17 protein-coding genes are annotated in these 22,650 nt (G+C 61.4%); 8 read left to right on the top strand and 9 right to left on the bottom strand.

The window, feature by feature from the left end:
• Window positions 1-21 precede the first annotated feature (21 nt).
• A complete protein-coding gene (locus tag BraRD5C2_RS33500; protein ID WP_223975680.1) occupies window positions 22-1,002 on the top strand; it encodes a DUF4424 domain-containing protein in 981 nt (326 codons plus the stop codon).
• Between the two features lie 8 nt (window positions 1,003-1,010).
• Here BraRD5C2_RS33500 and BraRD5C2_RS33495 read toward each other — a convergent pair whose 3' ends face one another.
• From BraRD5C2_RS33495 to BraRD5C2_RS33455, 9 genes are all read right to left on the bottom strand, one after another.
• Window positions 1,011-2,816 (bottom strand): serine/threonine-protein kinase, encoded by a 1,806-nt coding sequence (locus tag BraRD5C2_RS33495; protein ID WP_223975679.1) that lies wholly within the window; start codon window positions 2,814-2,816, stop codon window positions 1,011-1,013.
• Window positions 2,813-3,589 (bottom strand): PP2C family protein-serine/threonine phosphatase, encoded by a 777-nt coding sequence (locus tag BraRD5C2_RS33490; protein ID WP_223975678.1) that lies wholly within the window; start codon window positions 3,587-3,589, stop codon window positions 2,813-2,815. The genes BraRD5C2_RS33495 and BraRD5C2_RS33490 overlap by 4 nt, the downstream gene beginning before the upstream one ends.
• 6 nt (window positions 3,590-3,595) lie before the next feature.
• On the bottom strand, window positions 3,596-4,297 hold the full coding sequence (gene tagF, locus BraRD5C2_RS33485; RefSeq protein WP_223975677.1) for a type VI secretion system-associated protein TagF: 702 nt from the start codon (window positions 4,295-4,297) through the stop codon (window positions 3,596-3,598).
• Complete coding sequence (gene tssM / locus BraRD5C2_RS33480; protein ID WP_223975675.1) at window positions 4,294-7,842, bottom strand: type VI secretion system membrane subunit TssM; 3,549 nt, start codon at window positions 7,840-7,842, stop codon at window positions 4,294-4,296. The genes tagF and tssM overlap by 4 nt, the downstream gene beginning before the upstream one ends.
• Window positions 7,843-7,886: 44 nt before the next feature.
• Entirely contained in the window at window positions 7,887-9,101 is a 1,215-nt protein-coding gene (tssL, locus tag BraRD5C2_RS33475) for a type VI secretion system protein TssL, long form (RefSeq protein WP_263010061.1), read from the bottom strand.
• A gap of 305 nt (window positions 9,102-9,406) precedes the next feature.
• Window positions 9,407-10,744 (bottom strand): type VI secretion system baseplate subunit TssK, encoded by a 1,338-nt coding sequence (tssK, locus tag BraRD5C2_RS33470; RefSeq protein WP_223975706.1) that lies wholly within the window; start codon window positions 10,742-10,744, stop codon window positions 9,407-9,409.
• Between the two features lie 48 nt (window positions 10,745-10,792).
• The gene (tagH, locus tag BraRD5C2_RS33465) at window positions 10,793-12,166 is read right to left on the bottom strand and encodes a type VI secretion system-associated FHA domain protein TagH (protein WP_223975673.1); all 1,374 of its coding nucleotides are present in this window, start codon (window positions 12,164-12,166) and stop codon (window positions 10,793-10,795) included.
• A 12-nt stretch (window positions 12,167-12,178) separates the two neighbouring features.
• Entirely contained in the window at window positions 12,179-12,742 is a 564-nt protein-coding gene (locus tag BraRD5C2_RS33460) for a DUF6931 family protein (protein ID WP_223975671.1), read from the bottom strand.
• Between the two features lie 5 nt (window positions 12,743-12,747).
• On the bottom strand, window positions 12,748-14,616 hold the full coding sequence (locus BraRD5C2_RS33455; RefSeq protein ID WP_223975669.1) for a type VI secretion system Vgr family protein: 1,869 nt from the start codon (window positions 14,614-14,616) through the stop codon (window positions 12,748-12,750).
• Between the two features lie 352 nt (window positions 14,617-14,968).
• Here BraRD5C2_RS33455 and BraRD5C2_RS33450 point away from each other — a divergent pair, with 352 nt between their 5' ends.
• The 7 genes from BraRD5C2_RS33450 to tssG all read left to right on the top strand — a co-directional run bounded on the left by BraRD5C2_RS33450 (window position 14,969) and on the right by tssG (window position 22,604).
• A complete protein-coding gene (locus BraRD5C2_RS33450) occupies window positions 14,969-16,282 on the top strand; it encodes a type VI secretion system protein TssA (RefSeq protein ID WP_223975667.1) in 1,314 nt (437 codons plus the stop codon).
• Window positions 16,283-16,407: 125 nt separating this feature from the next.
• Window positions 16,408-16,935: a type VI secretion system contractile sheath small subunit gene (gene tssB, locus BraRD5C2_RS33445; RefSeq protein WP_223975665.1), complete on the top strand. Its 528-nt coding sequence runs from the start codon at window positions 16,408-16,410 to the stop codon at window positions 16,933-16,935.
• A gap of 16 nt (window positions 16,936-16,951) precedes the next feature.
• Window positions 16,952-18,454: a type VI secretion system contractile sheath large subunit gene (tssC, locus tag BraRD5C2_RS33440; protein WP_223975664.1), complete on the top strand. Its 1,503-nt coding sequence runs from the start codon at window positions 16,952-16,954 to the stop codon at window positions 18,452-18,454.
• Between the two features lie 51 nt (window positions 18,455-18,505).
• Window positions 18,506-18,991 carry an Hcp family type VI secretion system effector gene (locus tag BraRD5C2_RS33435; protein WP_223975663.1) on the top strand — a complete coding sequence of 162 codons (486 nt, stop codon included), beginning with the start codon at window positions 18,506-18,508 and terminating at the stop codon, window positions 18,989-18,991.
• A 67-nt stretch (window positions 18,992-19,058) separates the two neighbouring features.
• The gene (tssE, locus tag BraRD5C2_RS33430) at window positions 19,059-19,607 is read left to right on the top strand and encodes a type VI secretion system baseplate subunit TssE (RefSeq protein ID WP_223975662.1); all 549 of its coding nucleotides are present in this window, start codon (window positions 19,059-19,061) and stop codon (window positions 19,605-19,607) included.
• A 1-nt stretch (window position 19,608) separates the two neighbouring features.
• Window positions 19,609-21,576 (top strand): type VI secretion system baseplate subunit TssF, encoded by a 1,968-nt coding sequence (gene tssF, locus BraRD5C2_RS33425; protein ID WP_223975661.1) that lies wholly within the window; start codon window positions 19,609-19,611, stop codon window positions 21,574-21,576.
• Window positions 21,540-22,604, top strand: a complete 1,065-nt coding sequence (gene tssG, locus BraRD5C2_RS33420) for a type VI secretion system baseplate subunit TssG (protein ID WP_223975704.1) — start codon at window positions 21,540-21,542, stop codon at window positions 22,602-22,604. Before tssF ends, tssG begins: the two co-directional genes overlap by 37 nt.
• Window positions 22,605-22,650 lie beyond the last annotated feature (46 nt).

Here is a 22,650-nt window from a genome sequence, read left to right as displayed (position 1 = left end):
TCGTTGAGGTCGCGAGCCTTGATGATCGCCCTGTTGGCCGCAACCAGCTGGCCCGCGCGAGCGAACGATTCCGCGGCCGAATTGTCCATCGGCGGGCTGCAATTCGTTCGCACCAAGGATGTGGCCATGGCGAGCGAGGAGCTTCGCATCGGGCTGGACAGGGTCAGCGTTCGCTACCAATTCGTCAACCAGGCGAGCAAGCCGGTTGCACTCACTGTCGCCTTTCCGCTGCCCGACATCGATTTGTCCGACGCCGAGAACATCGCTTTTCCATCGAACGATCCGGTCAACTTCGTGGATTTCGAGACCAGGATCGACGGCGACGCGGTGCCGCTGACCATCGACCAGCGCGCCATGGTCGGCAATAAGGATGTCACCGCCCTCCTCCGACAATTTAAGCTGCCTCTGCTGCCGCTCGGTTATCGGGATATCCGGATCGCCGACCTGCCGGCGGCAACTCGAACCAAGCTGATCGATGACGGCCTGCTGATGCCTGCCGGCATGAGCGACAACGGTCGCCAGCAATACATGGCTGGCTGGATAACCAAGACTTCGGCCGTTCGCGAGCAGGTGTTTCCGGCGGCGCGCACCGTCATCGTCGAACACCAATATCGCCCGAGCGTCGGTTCCAGCCCTGACACGGTCCTGCGCTCGGGCCTGCGTAGCAGCCCGGCGCTAGCTCCGGAAGTCGAGCGATACAGGAGAGATTATTGCGTTACGGATGCGTTCCTTGCCGAATTGGACAAGCGCACCGATAACGGCCAGGCCAATACCTCAAAGCTGCAGGAGCGGCGTATTTCCTACGTGCTCAAGACGGGGGCGAATTGGGCGGGTCCAATCCGATCCTTCACATTGACGATCGATCCGGGAAGCGACGACAATCTGGTTAGTTTCTGCCCCGGGCGGCTCAAGCCGTCATCTGCCAACAACTCGCGTCAATTTTCGGCGAGCGACTTCAAGCCGGATGCCGACCTGAAGATCCTGATGATCGGCAAGTTCTGAAGAACGGCTCAGTTCGTGAGCATCACGTAGCGAGCGGCCGCAGTCATGGTCACGTTGCCGCGCTGGGCTTCGCTCGTTGCCTGCAGGAAGAATGTGTCGGCGGCCATTGGTCGCGGCTGGCGCAACGAATCCAGAACCCGCGGGGTCGCAACGACCAACAGGAGTTGTGGACCGGTCGTACGCTCCATCGGCAGGGCAAAGGAAAGCGAATCGATGCCCGGCTTCAGGAGATAGGACAGGCTGCGCACCTCGCCGCGATCCGAGATCAAGAGCAGTTCCACCACCCGATTGGCAAAGTTCTCGACGGTCCCACTGAGGGTCTCGCCGCCTTTCAGCTCCGTCGCCGACAGGTTGATGCGCGGCGCACGCGCTTGATCGCTTCCGACCTGACTCAGGAACTTGACGGCCGGACATTGCGCCTGATTGACCTGCCTGACGCCGACCGAAGCCTCAAATCCCTGTTCCTTTCGAAACGCTTTGTCGAACGTATCAAACGGCGCGGTCGTAGCGCCGAAGCCTTCAATGACGGCTGCGCTTGAGCTCACTGCAACAGGTAGGATGAAGAAGCAATCGCCACCCGCATATTGGGCAACATATTTGCGGACGCGCTCGGCTCGACCCGGCCCATCGAGAGACGGAGACGGTGTCACCGCCGGCTGAGGCGGCAACTTCACCGGCTCCTGACGTGCCGGCTGTAGCGGAGCAGCCTCGCTCGGCGGCGCGGGGGTCCCGGCGAGTTTTGGAGGTGGCGGCAAGGCCGCCACGCCCGACGTCTTCCAGACAAATTTATAGAAGCTGTACCCGCCGCCTCCCAGCAGAAGCAGCAGCCCCGCGACGCCGGCGCCGAGCCAGATGCGACGAGGCTTCCGCGTGGTTGGCGGCACCCGCTCCTGCTGCGCAGACGTCCCGGCTTCCAACTTCGCCAATGGATCGAAGCCGTAGAGCGGTGCGGCGGACGAATGAGCCGATGCCGATGGCATCCAGTTGGCGACCTCCGCCATGGTCGGGCGCAAGGCCGGGTCCGGCTGCAGCATCTTCTCGAGAAGCGGCCTGATACGCATGTCCACTGCGCCAAGATCGGGCACACGTCGACGCTTCTCGACCAGTTGAAACTGGCTCCCACCCATATCGAGCTTCTGTCCGGTCAAGGCATGGAACAGCACGAGGCCAAAGCTGTAGACATCGGACTTCGCGGTGACATCGTTGCCGTACAAGCCGACCTGCTCCGGCGACGCGTAATTGTCCTTGCCGGCGAAGCCGGAACCGATGATGGTCTTGTCACCCATCTGCGTTGACCGGGCGATACCAAAGTCGATGATCTTCGCCCGCCTTACATCATCGAGCGGCACGATGATGTTGTCGGGGGAAACATCGCGATGGACAATACCGTGCTCATGAGCGGCCTGAAGGCCCAATGCGACCCGCTGCGCCAACTTGATCAGCGCTTCGAAGGTCAGCGGTCCATCGTCGAGCATGTTCGACAGCGAGCGCCCGTTCACAAATTCCATCGCGAGGTACGGGCGCTGCAGCACGGGTTCGACCGTGAACAGAAAGTAGCGAACGATTGCTTCATGCGGAAGATTGTGAAGTGCCGCTGCCTCCCGGCGGAACAGCGCAAGTGCCGCTTCATTGTCGACCATGTCGGGCAGCAACATCTTGACCGCAACAGGCGATCCGGTCTGGATCTCGCGGCATCGGTAGACCTCCCCCATGCCGCCTGACCCGATCATCGCTTCGATTTCGTAGATCCCGTTGAGCCGGGTGCCGGCCGGTACACCGCGGTAGTTTGACCGAAATGGACCGTTCGCGGTCATGGTCGCTGCTCCCGATCGAGCGGCGTCCTCGTGGGCTCCGAGGAGCGTGGCACGAGCAATCGCGCGATCACGATCGTAACGTTATCGAGCCCGCCGCGCTCGAGCGCGAGCGCGAGCATGTCTTCGCAGGCTGCCTGAGCAAGTCGACTCGCCGCGTACTGCTGGATCTCGTCATCCTGCACGTGTCGGGTCAAGCCGTCACTGCAAATCACGAAGACGTCTTCCGGTTCAGCCGGACCGGTCACCACCTCGAACTCGGGGTCGGCGACAACGCCGACTGCTCGGGTGATGGCACTGTTCGGCCAACCCTCGACCTCTTCGCGCGATAGCGCACCACCGGCGATCAGCTCCTCTAACTCGCTATGATCGTGCGACACCTGTTTGATGCCGCCGCGATTGATCAGGTATACCCGGCTGTCACCCGCCCATACACAGGCATAATGGCCGTCGCGTATGAGCAGAACTGCCGTTGTGGTCCCGACAATGGCGCCCTGCCTTGCATGGCTGAGTGCCAGGATCTGCTGGTTGGCGCTGAACAGACGCGCCTCGCATTGCGCCAACAGGTCCGCCGCCGAGTCCGGCGCGCCGATGGTATCAAGCGACTGCACCACGATGTTGCTGGCAAGATCGCCAGCCTCGTGACCGCCCATACCATCGGCGACGGCCCATAGGCCGATGTCGGTTCTTACGAGGCATGAATCCTCATTCCGCGCTCGCACCCGTCCGGCGTGAGTGACGCTACCGACATCGAACAGGGACGGGATGTGTACCATCGTGCGTCATCCCGTCCCGGATACTGCGCGGCCGATGTCACCGGTCAGCAGCGTGGAATAGTGAAACGGATCCGGTAATCCGCGGCAACAGAGCGCGGTCGGCGAGAACCCTTCGCCTCCGGCGGTCCACCAGAAACTGGCCGAGGCATAGACTTGAGGGTTCGCGCCGCAAAGCGTGCCGAACGAATCGGCGAACCCATCGACCGTCGAAACCATTCCAAGCGTCGCACCGCTCGATGACACGTTTGACGGTCCATCAGTCCCCGGCGTCCGCAGACGCGGGAGCGCGAGACGATCGAGCGCATCGGAGATCTGCTCGAACGTGGCAGCCCGGTCTAGGGTCGAGAGCAGGAACGTCTCCACTTGGCCAAACCACTCGTCCTGCGGATCGATGTGTGGTGGCGGCAGCGCGGTGTCGCCATCGGGCACCACATGCAGCGTCAACGGATAGTATCGTCCGACGCCGTCAAGCGACGGCATGATCGCTCCTGCGACGGTGGTACCGCAGATTGCGGCGCCAAGCCAGAATCGCCAAATTGGCGCGGTCAGGAATGCTTCCTGCCAGGCGGCGCCGAGTTGATGGCGGCTCGCTGAGATGGCAGCTTGCACCCACGGCTCCCAGGCTTCCAGGAAGCTCCGCGGCGTCGCGATCGCGATGAAATCACGCTTCGCTCCGATCTTGCCGAATAAGCCGCATCGCATGGTCATATTCCGGTCGGGCAACGAAACTCGCGGAGCACTGACAAGTTTAGCGGATTGCGCAACGATCCGGTCGAAATCTGATAGTTGAGCTCACGTCCGGCGACAATGAACGTTGCACTGGCGGTTTCCGCCTTGGCGACCAGCGAGCCGGCCTCCAGCATTCGGAACAATGACCAGGGGCCGATACGCTCAAGGACCGATGGCGAGCCGGTCTCGTTGCTGACCGAAATTGCCGTGCGCGGCGATGGGCCCGGCCAGAGCACCGTAGTCGGTGAATTGCTCTGCTGCGGCGGTGGAGCAGCGGGTTGCGGCGTACCGAACATGGAGGGAGCTACGGCTGGTCCTTGCGTGGTGGGGCTGGTGATCGTCGTGCCACCGATCTCGGTCTTGACCGTGATGCCCGGTCCGGCCGCAGCCGGCGGCCGGATCGCAAAGGACACCGCCGGCACAGCGCCGCCAGTCTGGAAAAAGGCATCGCGGATATAGGCGGCACTCTGGAACTGCTTCAATGTGTCGGGCGAGAACGATCGGCCGACAGGACTCTCCTTTCGCCAAACCCAGTCCGAACGCGACGTATCTGCATAGGGCGCCAGGAATTGAGTGAAAAACTTGTCCATGATGCCGTTCGGGCTGAACAGCTTGGCGAAATCCGCGAGCGGCACTTCCTGACCGCTGCTCCGTACAAACGGATAGCGGTTGGTCACCGTCTGCTGACAGACCGGCGTGACTTGATCGCGCAACGACTGCAGGATCTGACCGGCCGTGGAGGCGGCGATACTGCCTTCGAACTCCGCGGCCGCCGCCCGCAGCATATCGGAAAACGGTGGCGGCATGCGCGAGGCGTTGTTGCGCAGCGCTGCAACCTGGGTCTGAAGCCCCGCCGTTGCCTGCGCCGTCAGTTGCGGATTCTCGACCATCAGCGTCAGATTTTGCGCGATGTCGTTCAGGTTTGCGATTGTCGAGTCGATCGGTCGGCGGGTGCTCTCCCCTTCAAGCACTGCATGGTAGGGTTTGAACTGCGACTCGATCGCCGCGCCAGGCGTACCATCCTGGGCATTGTTGAAGAGCGCCGGCGTGGTCACCGCAGGCGGCACGGCTGGCGTGCCTGCGCTCGCCGGCTTCGGGCGCTCCTTGGTCAGCATCGTCTCGTCACGCACCGACTCCAGGATTTGCCGCATCGGCGATGTGGGCGCCGAAAGCGCCCTCAGCACTTCGTATTTCGGCTTGTCCGCGAGCAATTTCTTCAGACGCAGACTACCAAGCGCAGTGCGCCACGTCGTTACGAACTCATTGGAGTAGATGCTGAGCAAATCGCCAGCCAGGTTGTCATACTGCTGGTCAATCGCCGACTGCTGGCCGGCGTCACCCAGGACCCACCGCTCCCGCTTCATGCGCTCTGACAATCCGGGCAGTCGAGCGATGAACTTCTGATTGAAGCCGTTGTAGGTGAAGAACTCGGGTACCCGCACGTTGTCCAAGGGCTGTCCGGTCGTGGTTTCGAAGACAACTGCCACGTCCGGACCGCCTCGGCGGCTGACGATCCAGTCGCCGGCGGTCGATCCACGAGCCTCCGACTTCAGGAACTCGTAGGCACGTTGCGACACGCTGAGGCGCGCAAGCGAATTCTGGGCCTGCTTGATCAGCCGGCCGTCGAGCTCGACCAGCGGCGGCTGCTCGGTTTCAAGGTCGAACATCGCAGCAAGATTTTCATCGAGCAGACGCCGTCCTTCCGCATTGGTCGCGCCGGGATAGAGGTTGTCCGCCCAGTCGCGCTGCATCCAGGAGCGGATGAGCTCGCGGTCTGGGGATTGAAGGCCGCCGAGCATCAGGTAGACCTTCAGCGCCTCATAGACGAAGGCAGGCTCGCCGATCCGCGCATTCAGCTGCTCCTCCAAACGGTAGAGCAAGCGAGGCCTGAACATGCGCTCAAGCGCAGTGTGATAGGCTGCCTTTGCGGGCGACAACAGGCGCGCGTGCTGACTGAGCCCGTAACGCGCCGAGAGTGCTACCGGCTCGCTCCGTGAGGCATAGCCAGCCGGCGCGTTCCGCAGCCGATAAAGGAGCGGCAGCACCTTGTCGAGATCATGGTCGGCAATCAACGTTTGCTTGATCAGCGGCGCACCGGCGGCGGCATACTCGTTGTCCGCCTGCAAGCTCTGCTCGATCAGGTCGGAGTTGCGTTTGTAGCTGGTCAACCACGCACCGATCAGTCCGATCGCCACCAAACCTATCACCGATAGTGCCGCGGTCTTGAGGATCAAGGCGCGGCGCACCGCGGCACGGTCGGTCGAGACCCAGTCGGCCTCGCCGATGATGACCTTCGAAATCAAATCGGCGAGGAAGTAGCTCTTGCCAGTGCCGGAATAGGCTCCAGCACCGACTTCTTCCGCACCGAATGTACGCGCCAACGATCCGATCAATTGATCGATCGGCGTACCCTGCTGGGTGCCGGACGTGAAATAGAATCCACGCAGATTGGCGTTCACGTGATATCGCGTCGGCTCAAATATCTGGTTGAGGAAATCGTGGATTTGCGGCTTGAGCCGCGCCATCTGCGCCGGGAAGCCAAACAACTGCACCCGGTGCTGCGGGGTCGGCTCGTCCTGCAAACGGTCGAGCGTTTCCTCGCTCAGGCGCTCCAGCAGGCGATCGAACTCGACCGGGACCTGCCCCACCAGATTCTGGGTCTTGTCGGCGGTCTGGAAGGTGGCGCCCCAGACCTGGCGCCGGCCGGCCTCAGCGAGATAGGCGAAATATTCGGTGAAACCGGCAACGAGATCGGCCTTGGTGAACAGCGCGTAAACCGGGAAGCTCACTTTCAGCCTTTGATGCAGTTCGAGCAGCCGCATCCTGATAGCATCGGCATGCAGCGCGAGTTCCTGCTTCGGCAGCGTCAGCACGTCCTCCAGACTGATCGCGACGAGAACGCCATTGATCGGCTGGCGCGACCGACTTTTTTTCAGGATGTCCAGAAAGGACAGCCAACTCTCCTTGTCGGCCTTGCTGTTTGAGTCCTGGGTTGTGTAGCGACCGGCGGTATCGATCAGCACCGCTTCCTCGGTGAACCACCAATCGCAGTACCGGGTGCCGCCGACTCCGGCGATCGCCGCCGGCGTTGCCCCTCGCGCGAGCGGAAACTTGAGCCCCGAATTGACCAGCGCGGTGGTCTTTCCCGCACCGGGCGGACCGATGATGACGTACCAGGGCAGATCGTAGAGATACCCGGACTTGTTGCCGCTTGTGGTCTTGAGCGTTGCGAGCGCATCCTTCATGCGCTCCTTGAGCACCGGCTCGTCGCTGACAGCCTGGTCCGCACCGCTGACGCCGTCGGCGATCTCCTTAGCATTCTTGCGTCGCTTGAAGAAATGAAGACCGGTGACGCCTGCCGCCGCAGCGCCGAGCAGCAGGATCGCGATCTGGCGAATGATGTGATTCTCCAGCGGATGCCAGTCGCCGAAAGCAAGGAAGGGACCGGCAAGGTAGATCACCGCCCCAAGCGAGCTGAGCCCGACTCCATAGAGAACGATGCGTAGAATGTCCTTGGCGAGCATATTTGCCGGTACCTGTCGCTTACGCGTGAACTTGTGGCGTCCGCCTATTCGCTACGTTCGATGAAGATTTCGACCCGACGGTTTTTGGACCGTCCCTCCGGTGTCGAATTGCTGGCAATCGGTGAATCGGATCCCTTGCCGTCGACGTCGATGCGCGAACCATCCGCGAGGCCGGGTTTCAGCGCGGCGGCAACCGCCTTGGCGCGCTCGAGCGACAATTCGAAATTCGAGGGGAAACGGACGGTGCGGATCGGCGAGCTGTCGGTATGGCCAACCACTCGGATGCGGCCGGGCTCCTTGTCGAGCGTCGCCGCAACGCGGGCCGCGATCGGCTTGAAGCCATCCAGGATGGTTGCCTGGCCCGAGGCAAACAATGCGAGATCGCAGACCCTGATCACGATGAAGCTCGCCGTCTGATCCGCCGTCATGGCGCACGCCGTCTTCTCCTGTGCAAGCGCGTTGCGAATGCGCTGCAGCTGGGTAATGCGATCTGGGGGTGGCGGCGGCGGTGGAGGCGGCGGCGGCGCAACGACGCGGCGCTTGAGCTCGATTGGATCGCCGGGATGCAATGCCAGCGCGACTTCGGCGGCATTCTCTGCACGGCCAGCCAGCAATGTCCTCAGCACAAAATAGGATCCCGTCAGCAGCGCGGCGACCACGGCCGCCACCAGCCAAACCGGAATGCGCAGGTGCTGCCGCCGACCGGCCAAGGCCTGGCCGCGCCAGTGCGGCGACAAATCGTTGGTCGGCTTGGGGCGAACCCGGCGCAACGTCTCATAGAGGTTGCGCTGGATCACCTGGAGGTTCGCAAGCCCGCCCGGCGAGGTCCGGTGGATGCCCTGGAACCCGAGCGCAAGGCAGGCGTGCTGGAGTTCGAGCACCGGATAATTGACCAGCGGATCAGTCTTCAAATGGTCGAGAATCTCGAAGAAGCGTACGCCGCCGACGCGTTCGCCGAAGAACCGGCTGAGCATCGAGTATTGCGCCCAGACGTGCCGATCGTCGGTCGGAATGTGCTGCACGATATCGTCGGCGGTAGCGCACAGGATATACTTCGCGGTATTGGCCTGGTGTTCGGAAATGCCGGCCGAGCGGATATCCTTCTCGAAGAACTTGATGGCGTCGGCGACCTGCTCCATCAGGCTCGCGAATGACGCCCGCATCAGCGCTACTCGCAGCCGGCCAAGCAACTGCAGCAAGGGGCCGCCGGCGCGCATCACCGGATTGGCGTTTGGCGCGACCAGATCGTCGACACGCAAGGGCGGTCCGGGCGGCAAGATCGGTTGCTGCGCCGGAGCCTGCGCCGGTGTCGAAATCCATTCCTCCGAGGGCTGACTGGTCGGCGGGGCGGTGTAGCTTGCGCCCTGCGGTACGGGAGAAAATGAGGGCGGCGAAGGGCTACCCGGCGAGGCCACGGGCGATGGCGAGTACGCCGGACGGCTTGCAGGCCCCTCCCCTGCTGGAGGTTGAGGAGCCGGAGCAGGCGGCACCTTCCCGCCGGGGTTCGGACGGATGATGGTCCGCTCGCCCCGACCGAAAGGATTGACCGGCTTGTCCCTGTCGGTCATGGCCGCTCTTCCAGGATGGCCCAAAGGTACAACTCAAGCTCCGGCCAGTCGCCGGAGAAATGCATCCCGATCGAGGCAGCTGTGCTGAACTCCGGCCACAGCGGCGACTTGCGATCGAGATAGAAATAGACGTGGTCTGTGATGGCTCGGATGTGCGGTGGCGGCGTCGGCAAATGCACCAAGGTCAAACCCGGCAGGTTTGCGTGTACGATCTCGGTCATCTTGGTGTTGGGCCCGACCTTGAACAGGTGCGGGAATTCATTCTGAATCTCGACGAGAGGCCGCCGCGCGGCAACCTCCAGAACCAAGGTAGCATTTCGGAACAACGCGCGATCACGGATCGGCGATACAAATGCGTTCTGGGCGCGTTCGATGATCTCCAGACGGATCGCCCGCCTGCCCAGCCGCGCGCTCAGGAAATCCTGGATGTCGCGCACCAGCGGCGTGAAGACGTATTCGAGGTTGTCGTGATCGTATGCCGGGTAGTCCCGCGCACGTCGTTCGGTGGTCGCGAAAGTCGCAAGCTCACCGGCAAACCTCAGCAGTTCTTCGTACAGCCGCTCGGGATGTACGCTGCCGGACCGCTTGAAATGAGTTAGCACGGGAATGGTCCGGTTCAGAACCTGCAGCACCAGGTAATCGACGCTCTGCAAGCCGCCGCCGGACGATGGATCGACCGCGTAGCGTGCAAGCTCGTCGAGTTTGGTCTCAACCCAGCCAATGATGCGATTGAGCCAACCATCGATAACCGGATGTGCGGCGCAGACCAGCATCGGCGGCACAAATTTGTCGTCGAACAGGATGTTCTTGTCGCGCACCTCGAGGATGCGGGCGATGCCGAGACCCATGTATCCCGGCTTGCTGGTCTTGCGCAGCTCGAACGACAGCCGCGGATAGACGATATCGATCTCTTCTTCGATGCGCAGCGCCGAGGTTGAATCGATAAACGTTTCGGAACTCCGAACGTAACGACTTGCGCTGTCAGTGCGATCCTCATCCACCTCCCGCGTATTGGGCGCTGCGACCGGCATCATCAGCCAGACGATCTGGCCTGCGGCCGAATCCGGCACTTCGATCGCTTCCGGGATCGGACTGTCGGCAGGGATATCGAAAGGCGTTCCATCGGGCATGACGCCGGCCGCACGGCGCACGGCGAATTTGCTCTGCTGAGTAAGATCGTTGTCGATCTCGAGCTGCGCAAAGCCCCATGGGTACGGTGTTGTGTAACGAACGCGCTTTTCCAGCAGATGCTCGAGATAGCGATCGCCCTGCTGCAGATGATGCGGCCGCAGAAACAGACCTTCCGACCAGAAAACTTTGCTGTACCAGGACATTCCTGCATCCACTTGGCAATGATCGGCGACGGCATCGTCACCGACAGTTCACTTTGACCCCGACTTGTCTGCGCGGTCGTAATATTCAGAGAAATGAAGCATGAAGGTATCGATCGGCGCGCTTTCGTCGCGACCGAGATGCGCCTTCCAGCGCGTCAAGAATTCATCCCACAACTTACTCTTGTTCGAGCCGAAAAAGGATCTTGCGCCGCGCTGAAGCTCGAGCTCGCGCGCCACCAGCGTTGGATCGATACTGGCGATCAGCCCCCCGACGGCATGCTGCATTGCCGCATAGGTCTTCAATTGATGGGATTTGAGATCTTTGAAGCCCTGCGCGAAGGCATGCGGCGCATCGAGGTAACTGCGCGTCGGCGGCCCGAACAGGATACGCATCGCGTCTTCCGCGGTCGGCGAGAATTTCAGCGGATTGTTTTCGATAGCCTGGATGGTGGTTTGACTGGTGCTGCGCGTCAGTTGCTTGGCCTGGGTCCGCGCCTGCAGCAGGGCCATCAGATTTTCCACGGTCATGCGCAGTATGATGCCAAGCTGCTCCGCGAGGTCGGCCTCGGTCTTGTCGGCAAAGAAATTCTCCGGCAGTCCGGCAGCACGGGCCACCAGGCGTGCGAATTCGGGATTGCCGATCGAGGTGGCCGAAGCCGGTACCGGCTCGGCCACCTGCGGCCGCGGCGCTCCCGCATGGCCTGCCGGTGGCGCCGACGGTGGCGGGACAGCTGCTTCATCGTCGACCCAGACCGATGGTCGGCGCGGCGTCGGCATCGCGCGCAGCACGTCGACCGGCGGTTGAGGCGTGGCGACCGGACCGGCTGCCCAGCTCATGTCGTCGTGCGAAGGCGGCTCTCGTTGAGGCATCTGGGGCGAATGCCGGACGGGGTCGACGCCCGCCGACGGAACGCTCGCCGCCCAGTCCAGGAACTCCGCATTGACGGGCCGCGCTGCTTCGCGCGGCTTTCTCAACTGCTGGGGGTCGATTGGCGGCGGCACGTCGCGGCCGGGAGCCCACAGCTCGTGGTAATCGGCGTGCTGCTGCGCGAGAGAAGCTTGCTGCTGCGTGCCATGGCTCGGAGTGCCGTCGGCACGCTCGTCCAGGTCCAGCGAAACGCCAATGACATAGTGGCCGATGACGAGGCGATCGCCATTGCGTAGCCGATGCGCTCCCCGCATGCGCTGGTCTGCGCCGTTAAGAAAGGTGCCGTTGGTCGAGACGTCGTGCAACCAGTAGCCGCCGTCGCGATAATGGACCTCACAATGCTTTCCCGAAATCATCCGAGACGGATCGGGCAAAGTCCAATCGAGATGACGATCGCGGCCTATATCGACCGAGCGCTGGCCGGTGACCGTAAATGAAACGGGTCCGCCATCGGGGAGGTTGGGCTCGTTCTCGATGTTGAAGCGAAGCACCATCACATCGTCTCGTCAGCGCAGAGGGCGCGGTTCGCCGCGGGCCAATTGAATACCATCCTCCAGGCAGGCCGTCATTATCCGGTCCCTGGACTCACGGGTAAGCCGGCAAAGTCCGATCAAAAGAGCCGCGCGAACCGCCCGCGCCGTCTGATCTGGCTTGGCTTCGACCGGGGCAAATTCCGCAGGGACGACGCTCCCGCCAGACCAGCCCGCCGCCAGCGCCAGCCAGGTCGCCGGCTGCTCGGGATCGTTGGCGTTGCCGACCGCCAACGCCTTGTTACGCGATTGCTCGTCTGGCTGCTGGACCCAGGTCTCGGCAAAGCTGAGTGACCTGCCTTCGTTGCCGTCGAAATTGTCGAACATCTGCCGCAGCGAGCGACATCCCCAGGCGACGGCCACGCGCCTGGGGAGCAGGTACGCGCAGAAGGATACAGCCTGGTGCCAGTTGCCTGCATCAGCGACCTCCTGCAGGAAATCCAACGAGAACTTGTCCGGGGTGACGCTGCCGACGTCGTATCGCGCCAGCGGATAGGCTTCAAACAGATCGCGGACTGTGCTGAACCGAACTTGACCCATGGCCGTCAGCCGACAATGGTTGGTGTGCCGTGGGCAACCAACGGGCCGCCGGCCGCGAGCGCCATGGCGGCCTGCGCGGTCATGGTGATGGTCGGTGCGTTGATGACGATTCCGGCGGGGGACAGGATGATTTGGCTGGGACCAACCTGGAGGGTGATGTTGACATTGGCAGTGAGGGTGATGCTCAGCCCCGCGTTGACGGACTGATCCATCGCCAGCTTGATGTGCTGACCACCCAATTCGATATCAAGCTTGTCATTGCCGTTCTTGAGTGTGGTCTTGCGGGTATCGCCGCCGAACGCGGCTTCACCGATGGTCCTGGTCTCGGTGTCGCGGACCGTTACGTCGTAGTCCTTTTCGGCGTGCAGGGTGATCTTCTCGGACCCTTTCTTGTCCTCAAAGTTCCATTCGTTGTAACCGCCCCCTCCCTTGGTCGAGTCGGACTTCAACCCCGCGATCGTCTTCTTGGACGGTAGATCGTAGGGCAGCTTGTATTCATCGTTATACACCGTGCCGATCACCAAGGGCCGGTCGGGGTCTCCTTCCAGGAATTCCACGACGACTTCCTGGCCGACGCGCGGGATGATCTGACCGCCCCAGCGCTTGCCGGACCAGACTTGGGCCACGCGCAACCGGCACGACCGCTTCTTCTTTCGATCCCAGAAAAAGCGAACATAGATTTCGCCCAACGACTCGACGTCGATTTCCTCGCTCGAATTGTCGTCCTTGGTGACGACCTTGGCCGTCTGGATACCGTTGATCCTCGGCTTCGGCGTCATCATGGGAGATCGAAACGGCCGATCGCTTGGCAGAAATTCATAGCTGCCGAAGTAGACGTGCTGTCCGCCGTCGCCGGCACCGCCAGTGCGGTAGGACTCGATGGAAAACGAGTGAGCTGCTCGTACGACGAGATATTCAACGTTCTGCGAGTCTCTCGAATGCTTCTCGAGCTTGGTTAGTCCTCCCGGGAACAGGTTGACGGCGTCGCCGTTGCCGCGGCGGCGCCGATCCATCGCCTGCTCGGCCTGGAGCTGAATCTTGGCGTATCGCTCGCCGTCGGATTTCTCCTTGAACTTGCCGGGATAGTCGTAGAACTCCATCTCGGATCGCGTGTAGTGCTCAGAACCCTTGGCGTCGCTGATCATCTGCGCGTTGGGTTTCTGGTAGTTGTAGTCGTTGAGCTCGAACTTGCCGGTACGAAATCTGCGCTCGGAAACCCATTCATAAATATGCTGCTCCTCGCGGCGGTCGGATCCGGTCAGCGGGACATAAGGGATCTTTGCGAGACCGTTGATTGGGCTGTGCGAGGACTTGGAGTCAGCCAGCACCAGCGTATGCTTGCCACCCTCATGCTTGAAAAAGTAGTAGATGCCGTGCTGCTCCATCAGCCGGCATACAAAATCCAGATCGGTCTCGCGATACTGAACGCAGTACTCGAGCTTTGGACATGAGCCTTCTTCAGTAAGCTTGGACTCGTAATCCGTGAAGCCGCGCTCGTTGAAGACCTCCTTGATGATGTCAGGCGCCTTCTTGTCCTGAAAAATCCTGCAATCGGTGGTGCGCGACAGCAGCCATAACCAGGGTCTCAGCACGATCCGGTAGTTGAAATAGTCGTTTTTGACCCCGAGCCACTGCGCTTCCGTGAGAATGCCGCTAAACTCGCGCTCCTTCCCGTGCAACTTGATCGTAAGCGTGCACTGCTGGCCGATCGCGCGATCAAAGTCGAGATCGGCGTCCTCGCTGAAGCACTCGATACGATGTTCGAATAGTTCACTCAGACCTTCAGAGGACTCGAACCTGACAAAAACCAGAACGTCCTTGCCAAGGGGGGTCTTGAGCTCGCAAAGGCGGGTATCCTGGGTAAGCTGGCCCATGTGGGCGTTAAACTCCTTGGTTGACCGCACGATCCGCGCAACCGGCGCATCAGGTCGTCAAGCACGAAACAACCGAAATCCGAGCCAGCCATCGGTAGGACGACCGACCAGTCCGCCTGGGGTCGCCCGCTCCTGACGCGCCAAAGTACGCGCCCGATGGAACCATCCCGGCATTCATGTAGTCGGCTCCAAGAGCTTGTTGGTTCACGCGAAACGGTCCTGGCCGCCGGGAATGAACCGAGGTCATCGTTGATCTGACCTAACAGACGACCGGGTCATGATCCCCGCCCGATCCGCCACTTGTGACGGTCTTGGTAAAGGGGCTAGGGCCCCGTAGACGGACCATCTTTGCATGCTCGATGTCACATCCCTGACCCAGCCTATAGCCCCGGACGATCCCTGCGGGCCTGACCTCGATGCGGCCGGGGATGTCCAGTACCTCAATTTCTTCGCAGGTGCGGAATCGCTGCTTCCGATGTCGTATTTCGAGGTCGTCAACGCCAATGGAGAGCGCGGACGATTCGACCCAAAGGCCATCGACATTGCCGGCCAATTCGCCGCTGCGCAGCCGCTCTTGGCACGCACCCGCGACCTGCGCCTGACCATGCTGCTCGCCAAATTCTCCATCTTGAACCGCGATCTCGACGGCTTTCTCAGCTGCCTGAAGGCGACCACCGTGCTGCTGCGTGAACAATGGGATGCGGTTCACCCGAGGGGCGAGGACGGCGACTATGCTTTTCGCGCCGTCACCGTCGAGGCGATCGACGTGTTTCCGACGGTGATCAACCCGCTCCAATTCCTTCCCCTAATCGAAAATCGCAGGCACGGCAGCCTCAACTACCGTGCCTATCAGATTGCCAAGGGCGAAATTCCCGCCGCTGAGGCCGACGTCGACATGCCCGATCTCGGAAGCATTGAACGCATCATCGGCGAGACCGAGCTCGACACCCTCAAAGCGGTGAGTACCCGCTGTTCCGCGGTCGCTGCCGAGATTGCCGGCATCAAATCGATTTGGCACGAGAAGTTGAATTCGGGGCAACCCATCAGTCTCGACAGGTTGGCGGGCGTCGCGAATGGCATGGCCAACTGGCTCGCGGCGCTGGTCACCGCACGCGATCCGGCAGCGGCCGCCCCCTCGCCGGACGAGGCTGCCGAAGACGGCCCGCAGCTTCCGATCGAAATCGCCGGCGCCGTGACCTCGCCCGGACAGGCATCCGCGGCGCTGGCGGCCGCTGCCGAATATTTCGCTCGGAGGGAACCGTCGAGCCCTGCACTCTTGCTGGTGCGGCAGGCACAGGACATGGTTGGCAAATCGTTTATCGAAGTGATGCGGATGCTGATGCCCGCCCACGTCGAGAGCGCCGCCATCAATATCGGTCGCGACAAGGTATTTGACCTGCCGATCGAGCGCATGGCGGAGTTCGCCACATCGCTCCCATCCACGACGGAAAATGATGCCCAAGACGTTGTTTTTGCAGCAGAAAGCAGAGCCCAAGCGTTGGACTTGCTGAGCAAGGTAGCGTCTTTCTTCCGGACCGCAGAGCCGTCCAGCCCGATCCCCTTCCTGGTCGATCGCGCACGCGAACTCGCACAACGAGATTTCCTCAGCCTGCTGAACGAAGTCTTGCCGGAGGGCGCTCTGAAGGCGATCGACAAATCGAATTGAACCCGCCTTCCATTCGAAGGGACTAACTAAACGAAAGGAAGCTTTGCCGAAGAAGACCCGGGCACTTCCCTGCCTGCGTCGCGCAAGTCGGCTTCCGCAGAGATTTTTGTGAAGAGGGCACCCCAATGGCAACCGACAGCGGCCAAAAATTTATTCGCCGAAACCGCGCACCGCGCGTGCACATCACTTACGAAGATCCATACGACGCCGAACGCTTAATCGAACTGCCGTTTGTCATGGGCGTCCTGTCCGATCTTTCCGGCAACAACCCCGGCGTCGAGAAGGCGAAGGTCGAGGAGCGCAAGTTCCTTGAGTTCGACATGGACAATTTCGACAATCGCATGACGGCGATCCAGCCCGGTGTGACGACGCGCGTCGTCAATCGTCTGAGCGATGACTCTGACGAGAAGATCTCCGTCAACCTGCGCTTCAACAAGATGTCCGACTTCACGCCTGTGGCGGTCGCTCGCCAGGTGCCGGCGACGGCCAAACTGCTCGAAGCACGTGAACAGCTCGCCAACCTGCTGCGCTACATGGATGGCAAGGTGGGCGCCGAGGACCAGCTGAAGAAACTCCTCGCCGATCCTCAACTGATGGCCGCACTGCGCGAGCGCGCGGCCAGCCAGTCCACCGAACCCGACACCAACAGCTAAGGGAAGGATGGGGACCATGGCAAAAGAAGCTACCCATAAAGAGACGACCACCCAAGTCGGGACCGTCGAGGCTGACGAGTTTGCTGCCCTGCTGAAGCAAAGCTTCAAGCCGCGCACCGAACGTGCGGCGACCGAGGTCGAGAACGCGGTGTCCACGCTCGTTCAAGAGGCGCTCAAGGACACCAGCGTCATCAAATCGGACGTGCTCGACACCATCGAGGAGATGATCGCGCGGATCGATCAGAAGCTGACCGCGCAGATGAACGAGATCCTGCACGCACCCGAATTCCAGGCGATCGAAAGTGCCTGGCGCGGCCTCCACTACCTCGTCTTCAGTTCCGAGACCGACGCCAACCTCAAGATCCGGGTGATGAACGTCTCCAAGAGCGAGCTGTATCGGAACCTGCGACTCTATCCCGATGCGCGCTGGGACCAGAGCCCGCTGTTCAAGCAGATCTACGAGTACGAATTCGGCCAGCTCGGCGGCGAGCCGTTCGGCTGCCTGATCGGCGACTACTATTTCAGCCACCTCCCGACCGACGTGCAGCTGCTCCGCGACCTCAGCAAGATCGCCGGCGCCGCGCATGCCCCGTTCTTCAGCGGCGCCGAGCCTACCCTGATGGGAATGGACTCGTGGACCGAACTGTCCAACCCTCGCGACATCGGCAAGGTGTTCGACACACCGGAATACGCCGCATGGAAGGGACTGCGCGATCAGGACGATTCCCGCTATCTCGGCCTTTGCATGCCGCGCGCTCTGGGTCGCCTCCCCTACGGCGCCAAATCGGAGCCCGTGGAAGAATTCGCCTTCGAAGAGGAGACGGACGGACACACCGGTGATAAGTACGGCTGGATCAACGCCGCCTATGCGATGGCAGTCAACATCAACCGCGCCTTCAAGGAGTTCGGCTGGTGCACGCGCATCCGCGGTGTGCAGTCGGGCGGCGAGGTCATCAACCTGCCGACGCACACATTCCCGACTGACGATGGTGGCGTTGACCTGAAATGCCCCACCGAAATCGCGATCAGCGATCGCCGCGAGCACGAGCTTGCAAAGGCGGGCCTTATCCCGCTGATCCACCGCAAGAACACCGACAAGGCCGCCTTCATCGGTGCCCAGTCGATCTACAAGCCGAAGAAATACTTCGGCGAGAAGGGTGTGGACGCAACCGCATCCGACAACCTGTCGTCACGTCTGCCTTACATGTTCGCAGTGTCCCGCTTTGCGCACTACCTGAAATGCATGGTTCGCGACAAAATCGGATCCATGAAGGAAAAGGATGAGCTGACGGTCTGGCTGCAAACCTGGATCAACGAGTACGTTGATGCCAATCCAGCCCTATCGTCAGAGGCGCAGAAGGCGCGCAAGCCGCTGGCCGCTGCGAAGGTCGAGGTCATAGCAAACGAGGAGAACCCGGGATACTACAACGCGCGCTTCTTTCTCCGTCCACACTTTCAATTGGAAGCGATGGACGTCGGCCTCAGCCTTGTTTCCCGCCTTCCAGGCCCGAGCTCCTGACGCCGCGTTATCGCAACTGTCACTCATCCAGGTTTTTGAAAGGGCTATGATATGGCTGTCGATATCTTTTTGAAACTCGACCCGATCAAGGGCGAGTCGCTCGACGACAAACACAAGGACGAAATCGACATTTTGAGCTGGTCCTTTGGCGAGAGCCAGAGCGGCACCTTCCACAGCGGGTCAGGCGGTGGCGCCGGCAAGGTCAACGTTCAGGATCTCCACTTCACGCACTTCGTCGACAAGGCGACGCCTGAGCTGTTCAAGGTCTGCGCCAACGGCAAGCACATCGATACCGCGATCCTCACTGTCCGCAAGGCCGGTGAAAATCCGCTGGAGTATCTCAAGATCGAGATGAAGCACGTGCTGGTCTCGAGCGTATCGACCGGCGGATCCCATGGCGAAGATCGTCTCACCGAAAATGTGAGCTTGAACTTCGCGAAGGTGAAGATGACGTACAAGACCCAGACGGACAAGGGTGGCGCCGGCGCATCGCCGACCTTCGGCTGGGACGTTCCGGCCAACAAGGAATGGGCCTGATCGTAAGCTCCTGTCTGGCGCCGGTTGCCAAGAATGGCAATCGGCGTTGGCGGTACGGAGATTGTCAATGACTGTTACGCCAAAGAAGGACCGGCTCTCTCCGCCATTGATGCTGGCCTTTCGTGCGGCTTATGACGCTCGTGATGCGCGCAAGCCACTCGAACTGCGCGATCAGTTCGGTGAGCGAGTCATAGCGGGACGGCGCAGCACTGGTCGTTTCCCGATCTCGGAGACGGTGCTACGGCGGGAGGTTTCGCATGATGTTGAAACGCTCCTGAATACCATTGCCCTCGAATCGACGCTCGATCTGACTGGCCGCGGCCACGTTCGCACCTCGATTTTAAACTATGGTTTTCCCGACATCGCAAACCGTTCGATCGACGAGGTCACGGACGAAGAGCTCAGCGACGCCCTGCGCATGTCACTTGCGACGTACGAGCCGCGACTCGATCGCAGGTCCATCCGGGTGCGCCGTGACACCTCCGTGGGCCCCGAACAACTCAAGCTGCGCTTTGTCGTGCAATCCGACCTGAAGTGCGAGCCGCTCAACGTGCCCGTAGAATTCGTCGCGGACGTCGACCTCGACAGCGGCGACATCCAGATCAATCGACTATAGCATGAATCGCGAATTCCTCGACTTCTACAACCGTGAACTGTCGCTGCTGTACGAGCATGCGGAAGACTTTGCCGAGGAATATCCTGGCATCGCCGAACGCCTCGGCGGGCTGATCCGCGATCGCTCAGATCCAATGATTTCGGGGCTGCTCGAAGGAGCCGCGTTCCTTGCTGCTCGCGTTCAGCTCAAGCTCAAGCACGAATTTCCGGAGTTCACGGCAAACCTGCTCGAACAGCTGGTTCCGAACTATCTCGCGCCAACTCCATCTGCCATGCTGGTCAAGGCACAGCCACCCTATGCCGATCCGGCATTGCGCGACGGCAGGAAAATCGCGCGGGGCGCCTACTTCGATGCGAGCTATCGCGAAAGGGAACGGAGCCTCGCCTGCCGATTCAGGCTTTGCCGCGATATCGTACTTTGGCCCTTTGACGTCACCGGTGCCGAATATTTTGCGACCGCGGGCGCATTGCAGGCCCTCGGGATTCCAATCGGCGGAGAGGTCATTGCGGGGCTCAGGCTCTCCATGACCCACCGTACCGCCGCGCGGCTCGACGAAGAGCCGGCGGACGCGGAGGCTCGCAACAAGCCGGAAACCTGGTTCGCGGGCTGCCGCACCAGCGAATTGCCTATCTATCTTACCGGCGCCGAATCCGACGCTGTCGCGCTCTACGAACAGCTGACCTCGAACTGCATCAGCGTCTACTTTCGCTATCTCGACGATTTCGGCGATCCGGTCGTCATCCGGGCCCCGAACGACTGTGTGCAACAGGTCGGCTTCGGCGAGAACGAATCCCTGTTTCCTAACGATAACCGGGTCTTTCGCGGCTCGGAGTTGTTGCGGGAGTATTTCGTGTTTCCGCGCAAGTTCCTTGGCATCAATCTGACGGGACTTCGCGCTGTGATGCCTCGGTTGCGCGGCAAGTCAATCGATATCGTCTTCGCGTTCGATGAGCACAACTCACGGCTTGCGGCCTACGTCCGGGCAGAGACTTTCAGTCTCTACACTGCCCCGGCAATCAACCTGTTCGAGAAAACCAGCGATCGCATCCCTGTCAAATCGAATACGCACGAATACCACGTGGTGCCCGACCGAAGCCGCTATCTCGAATACGAGCCGCACCAGGTACTGGAGGTTTACGCGCACTTCCCCGCAGAAAAAGACAAGCGGCAGGTGCGTCCGCTGTACTCCGCCGCAGTCGACCGCACGGCCACATCGGTCGAGGGACTTTATTTTACCGTTCGTCGGCTACCGCGGCGCCGCACCGTCGAGGAAAAGACATATGGCACGGCCTCCGACTACACCGGGACAGACATGTTCCTTTCGCTGCTCGAGCCTGGTGACCTGAGCGGCGACGGATCTGCCGCCGAACTGAGCGTCCGGGCGTTGTGCTCCAACCGGCATCTCACGGAACATCTGCCGGTCGGCCAAGGCGGAGCGGACTTTCGCCTGCTGGATGACACCTCGCTCGAGCTGATGTGCATCGCCGGGCCCACCCGGCCACGCGAGCCAGTGGTGGCGCAGTTGCGCAGTCGCAGTGAAATCGCCAATAGCGGTGTTGTCAGTTGGCGCCTGATCAACATGCTGAGTTTGAACTATCTCGGCCTCGTAGAACGCAGCGGCGGCAAGAACGCCGGAGCACTGCGGGAGATGCTGTCATTATTCGCCGACCAGTTCGACGACGCTACGGAACGAAAGATTCGTGGCGTGCGCAGCGTCGAGAGCAGGCCCGTGGTGCGGCGAGTGCGTGAGCGTACCGGCAGTGGCGCAGCGCGCGGCCTGGAGATCACCGTCACACTCGACGAGAAGGCATTCGAAGGCAGTGGCGTGTTCCTGCTCGGGGCGGTGCTGGAGCGCTTTTTCGCCGACTATTCGGGCTTCAACACCTTCACCCAAACGGTCATATCGACTTCGGAACGCGGCGAGATCATGCGCTGGCCGACCCGCATGGGCACCCGGAGGCCGCTGTGATGCTGATCGATCAAATGAAGGCCGAGCCTTGGCGGTTCGATTTCTTCCAGACGCTCCGCCAGCTCGAGCGATCCAATCCAGATCGACCGCGGATCGGCGACAGTGCCGCGCGTCGCGAGGAATTTGTTGACCTCGGTCAAACCCCCTATCTGGAATTTCCCGCGTCCAATCTGAGCTCAGTCGACGACCGCGATGGCAGGCTCAGAATCCTGGTCAAATTCCTCGGCCTCCTCGGACCGCAAGGCGCGCTGCCTCTGGCCACCACCGACGAGAGCGTCGGTTGGCAGTTGATGCGAGACGACGCCTTTCCGCGCTTTCTCGACCTTCTCAATGGACGCTTTCTGCAATTGTTCTTTCGTGCCTGGGCGGACGCGCGGCCGATCGCGCAGCATGACAGGCCATCGGATGACCGCTTCATCGCCTATGTGGGCTCCTTTGCCGGCCTTGGCTCTGATATCTTTGCCAATCGAGACACGGTACCGGACATGGCGAAGCTCAGCTTCGCTGGACTGGTCGCACCCAGGGCGAAATCCGCGTCACGACTGGCCCGGCTGCTGCAGGGGCTGTTCGATGTCAGGGTTGAGATCGACGAATTTGTCGGCACATGGCTCCCATTCGAGGCAAGCCACTGCAGCCGCCTCGGCGCGGCGCACGCCAGGCTCGGCCACGACGCGCTTCTGGGCTCGCGGGTGTTCAGTGTCGAAGACAAGATCAGGGTTCGCGTTTTCGTGAAGGATTTTGCTCAATACGAGCAGTTCCTGCCCACTGAAGCGCCTAACTTGTCCGAGCCCCTAGCTGACGCCGTGTACTTCTATATCGGCGACGAACTCGAGTGGGAGGTAGAACTCGCCATTCCGGCGGGAGCAGTCGTCCCGATGAAGCTTGGACAGAGCGGACGCCTCGGGTGGACCAGCTGGGTTTCACCGAACTGGGCCTCGACCGAGGAATATCGCCGCGATGCTCGCTTTCACCTTGCCGAGCGTCTGAGAGCCCGGCGAAGCACCCCGACAGACGCCCCACCGATTTGAACCTAGGCACCGGTCCGACTGTCCTAACATCATGGAATTCGCGCCA

The sequence above is a fragment of the Bradyrhizobium sp. RD5-C2 genome, from assembly GCF_019972155.1.
In the GTDB taxonomy this organism is placed as follows: Bacteria; Pseudomonadota; Alphaproteobacteria; order Rhizobiales; family Xanthobacteraceae; genus Bradyrhizobium.
The sequence above is the reverse complement of the archived record's forward strand: the minus strand, read 5'-3'. Positions and strand labels throughout refer to the sequence as shown.

Bases quoted from the DNA above. Each gene is read 5' to 3' on its own strand.
- tssE (WP_223975662.1), top strand. From the start codon at position 19,059: ATGACTGTTACGCCAAAGAAGGACCGGCTCTCTCCGCCATTGATGCTG.
- tssK (WP_223975706.1), bottom strand. From the start codon at position 10,744: ATGTCCTGGTACAGCAAAGTTTTCTGGTCGGAAGGTCTGTTTCTGCGG.
- tssF (WP_223975661.1), top strand. From the start codon at position 19,609: ATGAATCGCGAATTCCTCGACTTCTACAACCGTGAACTGTCGCTGCTG.
- tssM (WP_223975675.1), bottom strand. From the start codon at position 7,842: ATGCTCGCCAAGGACATTCTACGCATCGTTCTCTATGGAGTCGGGCTC.
- BraRD5C2_RS33460 (WP_223975671.1), bottom strand. From the start codon at position 12,742: ATGGGTCAAGTTCGGTTCAGCACAGTCCGCGATCTGTTTGAAGCCTAT.
- tagH (WP_223975673.1), bottom strand. From the start codon at position 12,166: ATGGTGCTTCGCTTCAACATCGAGAACGAGCCCAACCTCCCCGATGGC.
- BraRD5C2_RS33490 (WP_223975678.1), bottom strand. From the start codon at position 3,589: ATGGTACACATCCCGTCCCTGTTCGATGTCGGTAGCGTCACTCACGCC.
- BraRD5C2_RS33435 (WP_223975663.1), top strand. From the start codon at position 18,506: ATGGCTGTCGATATCTTTTTGAAACTCGACCCGATCAAGGGCGAGTCG.
- tssC (WP_223975664.1), top strand. From the start codon at position 16,952: ATGGCAAAAGAAGCTACCCATAAAGAGACGACCACCCAAGTCGGGACC.
- BraRD5C2_RS33455 (WP_223975669.1), bottom strand. From the start codon at position 14,616: ATGGGCCAGCTTACCCAGGATACCCGCCTTTGCGAGCTCAAGACCCCC.
- BraRD5C2_RS33500 (WP_223975680.1), top strand. From the start codon at position 22: ATGATCGCCCTGTTGGCCGCAACCAGCTGGCCCGCGCGAGCGAACGAT.
- tagF (WP_223975677.1), bottom strand. From the start codon at position 4,297: ATGACCATGCGATGCGGCTTATTCGGCAAGATCGGAGCGAAGCGTGAT.
- tssB (WP_223975665.1), top strand. From the start codon at position 16,408: ATGGCAACCGACAGCGGCCAAAAATTTATTCGCCGAAACCGCGCACCG.
- BraRD5C2_RS33450 (WP_223975667.1), top strand. From the start codon at position 14,969: ATGCTCGATGTCACATCCCTGACCCAGCCTATAGCCCCGGACGATCCC.
- BraRD5C2_RS33495 (WP_223975679.1), bottom strand. From the start codon at position 2,816: ATGACCGCGAACGGTCCATTTCGGTCAAACTACCGCGGTGTACCGGCC.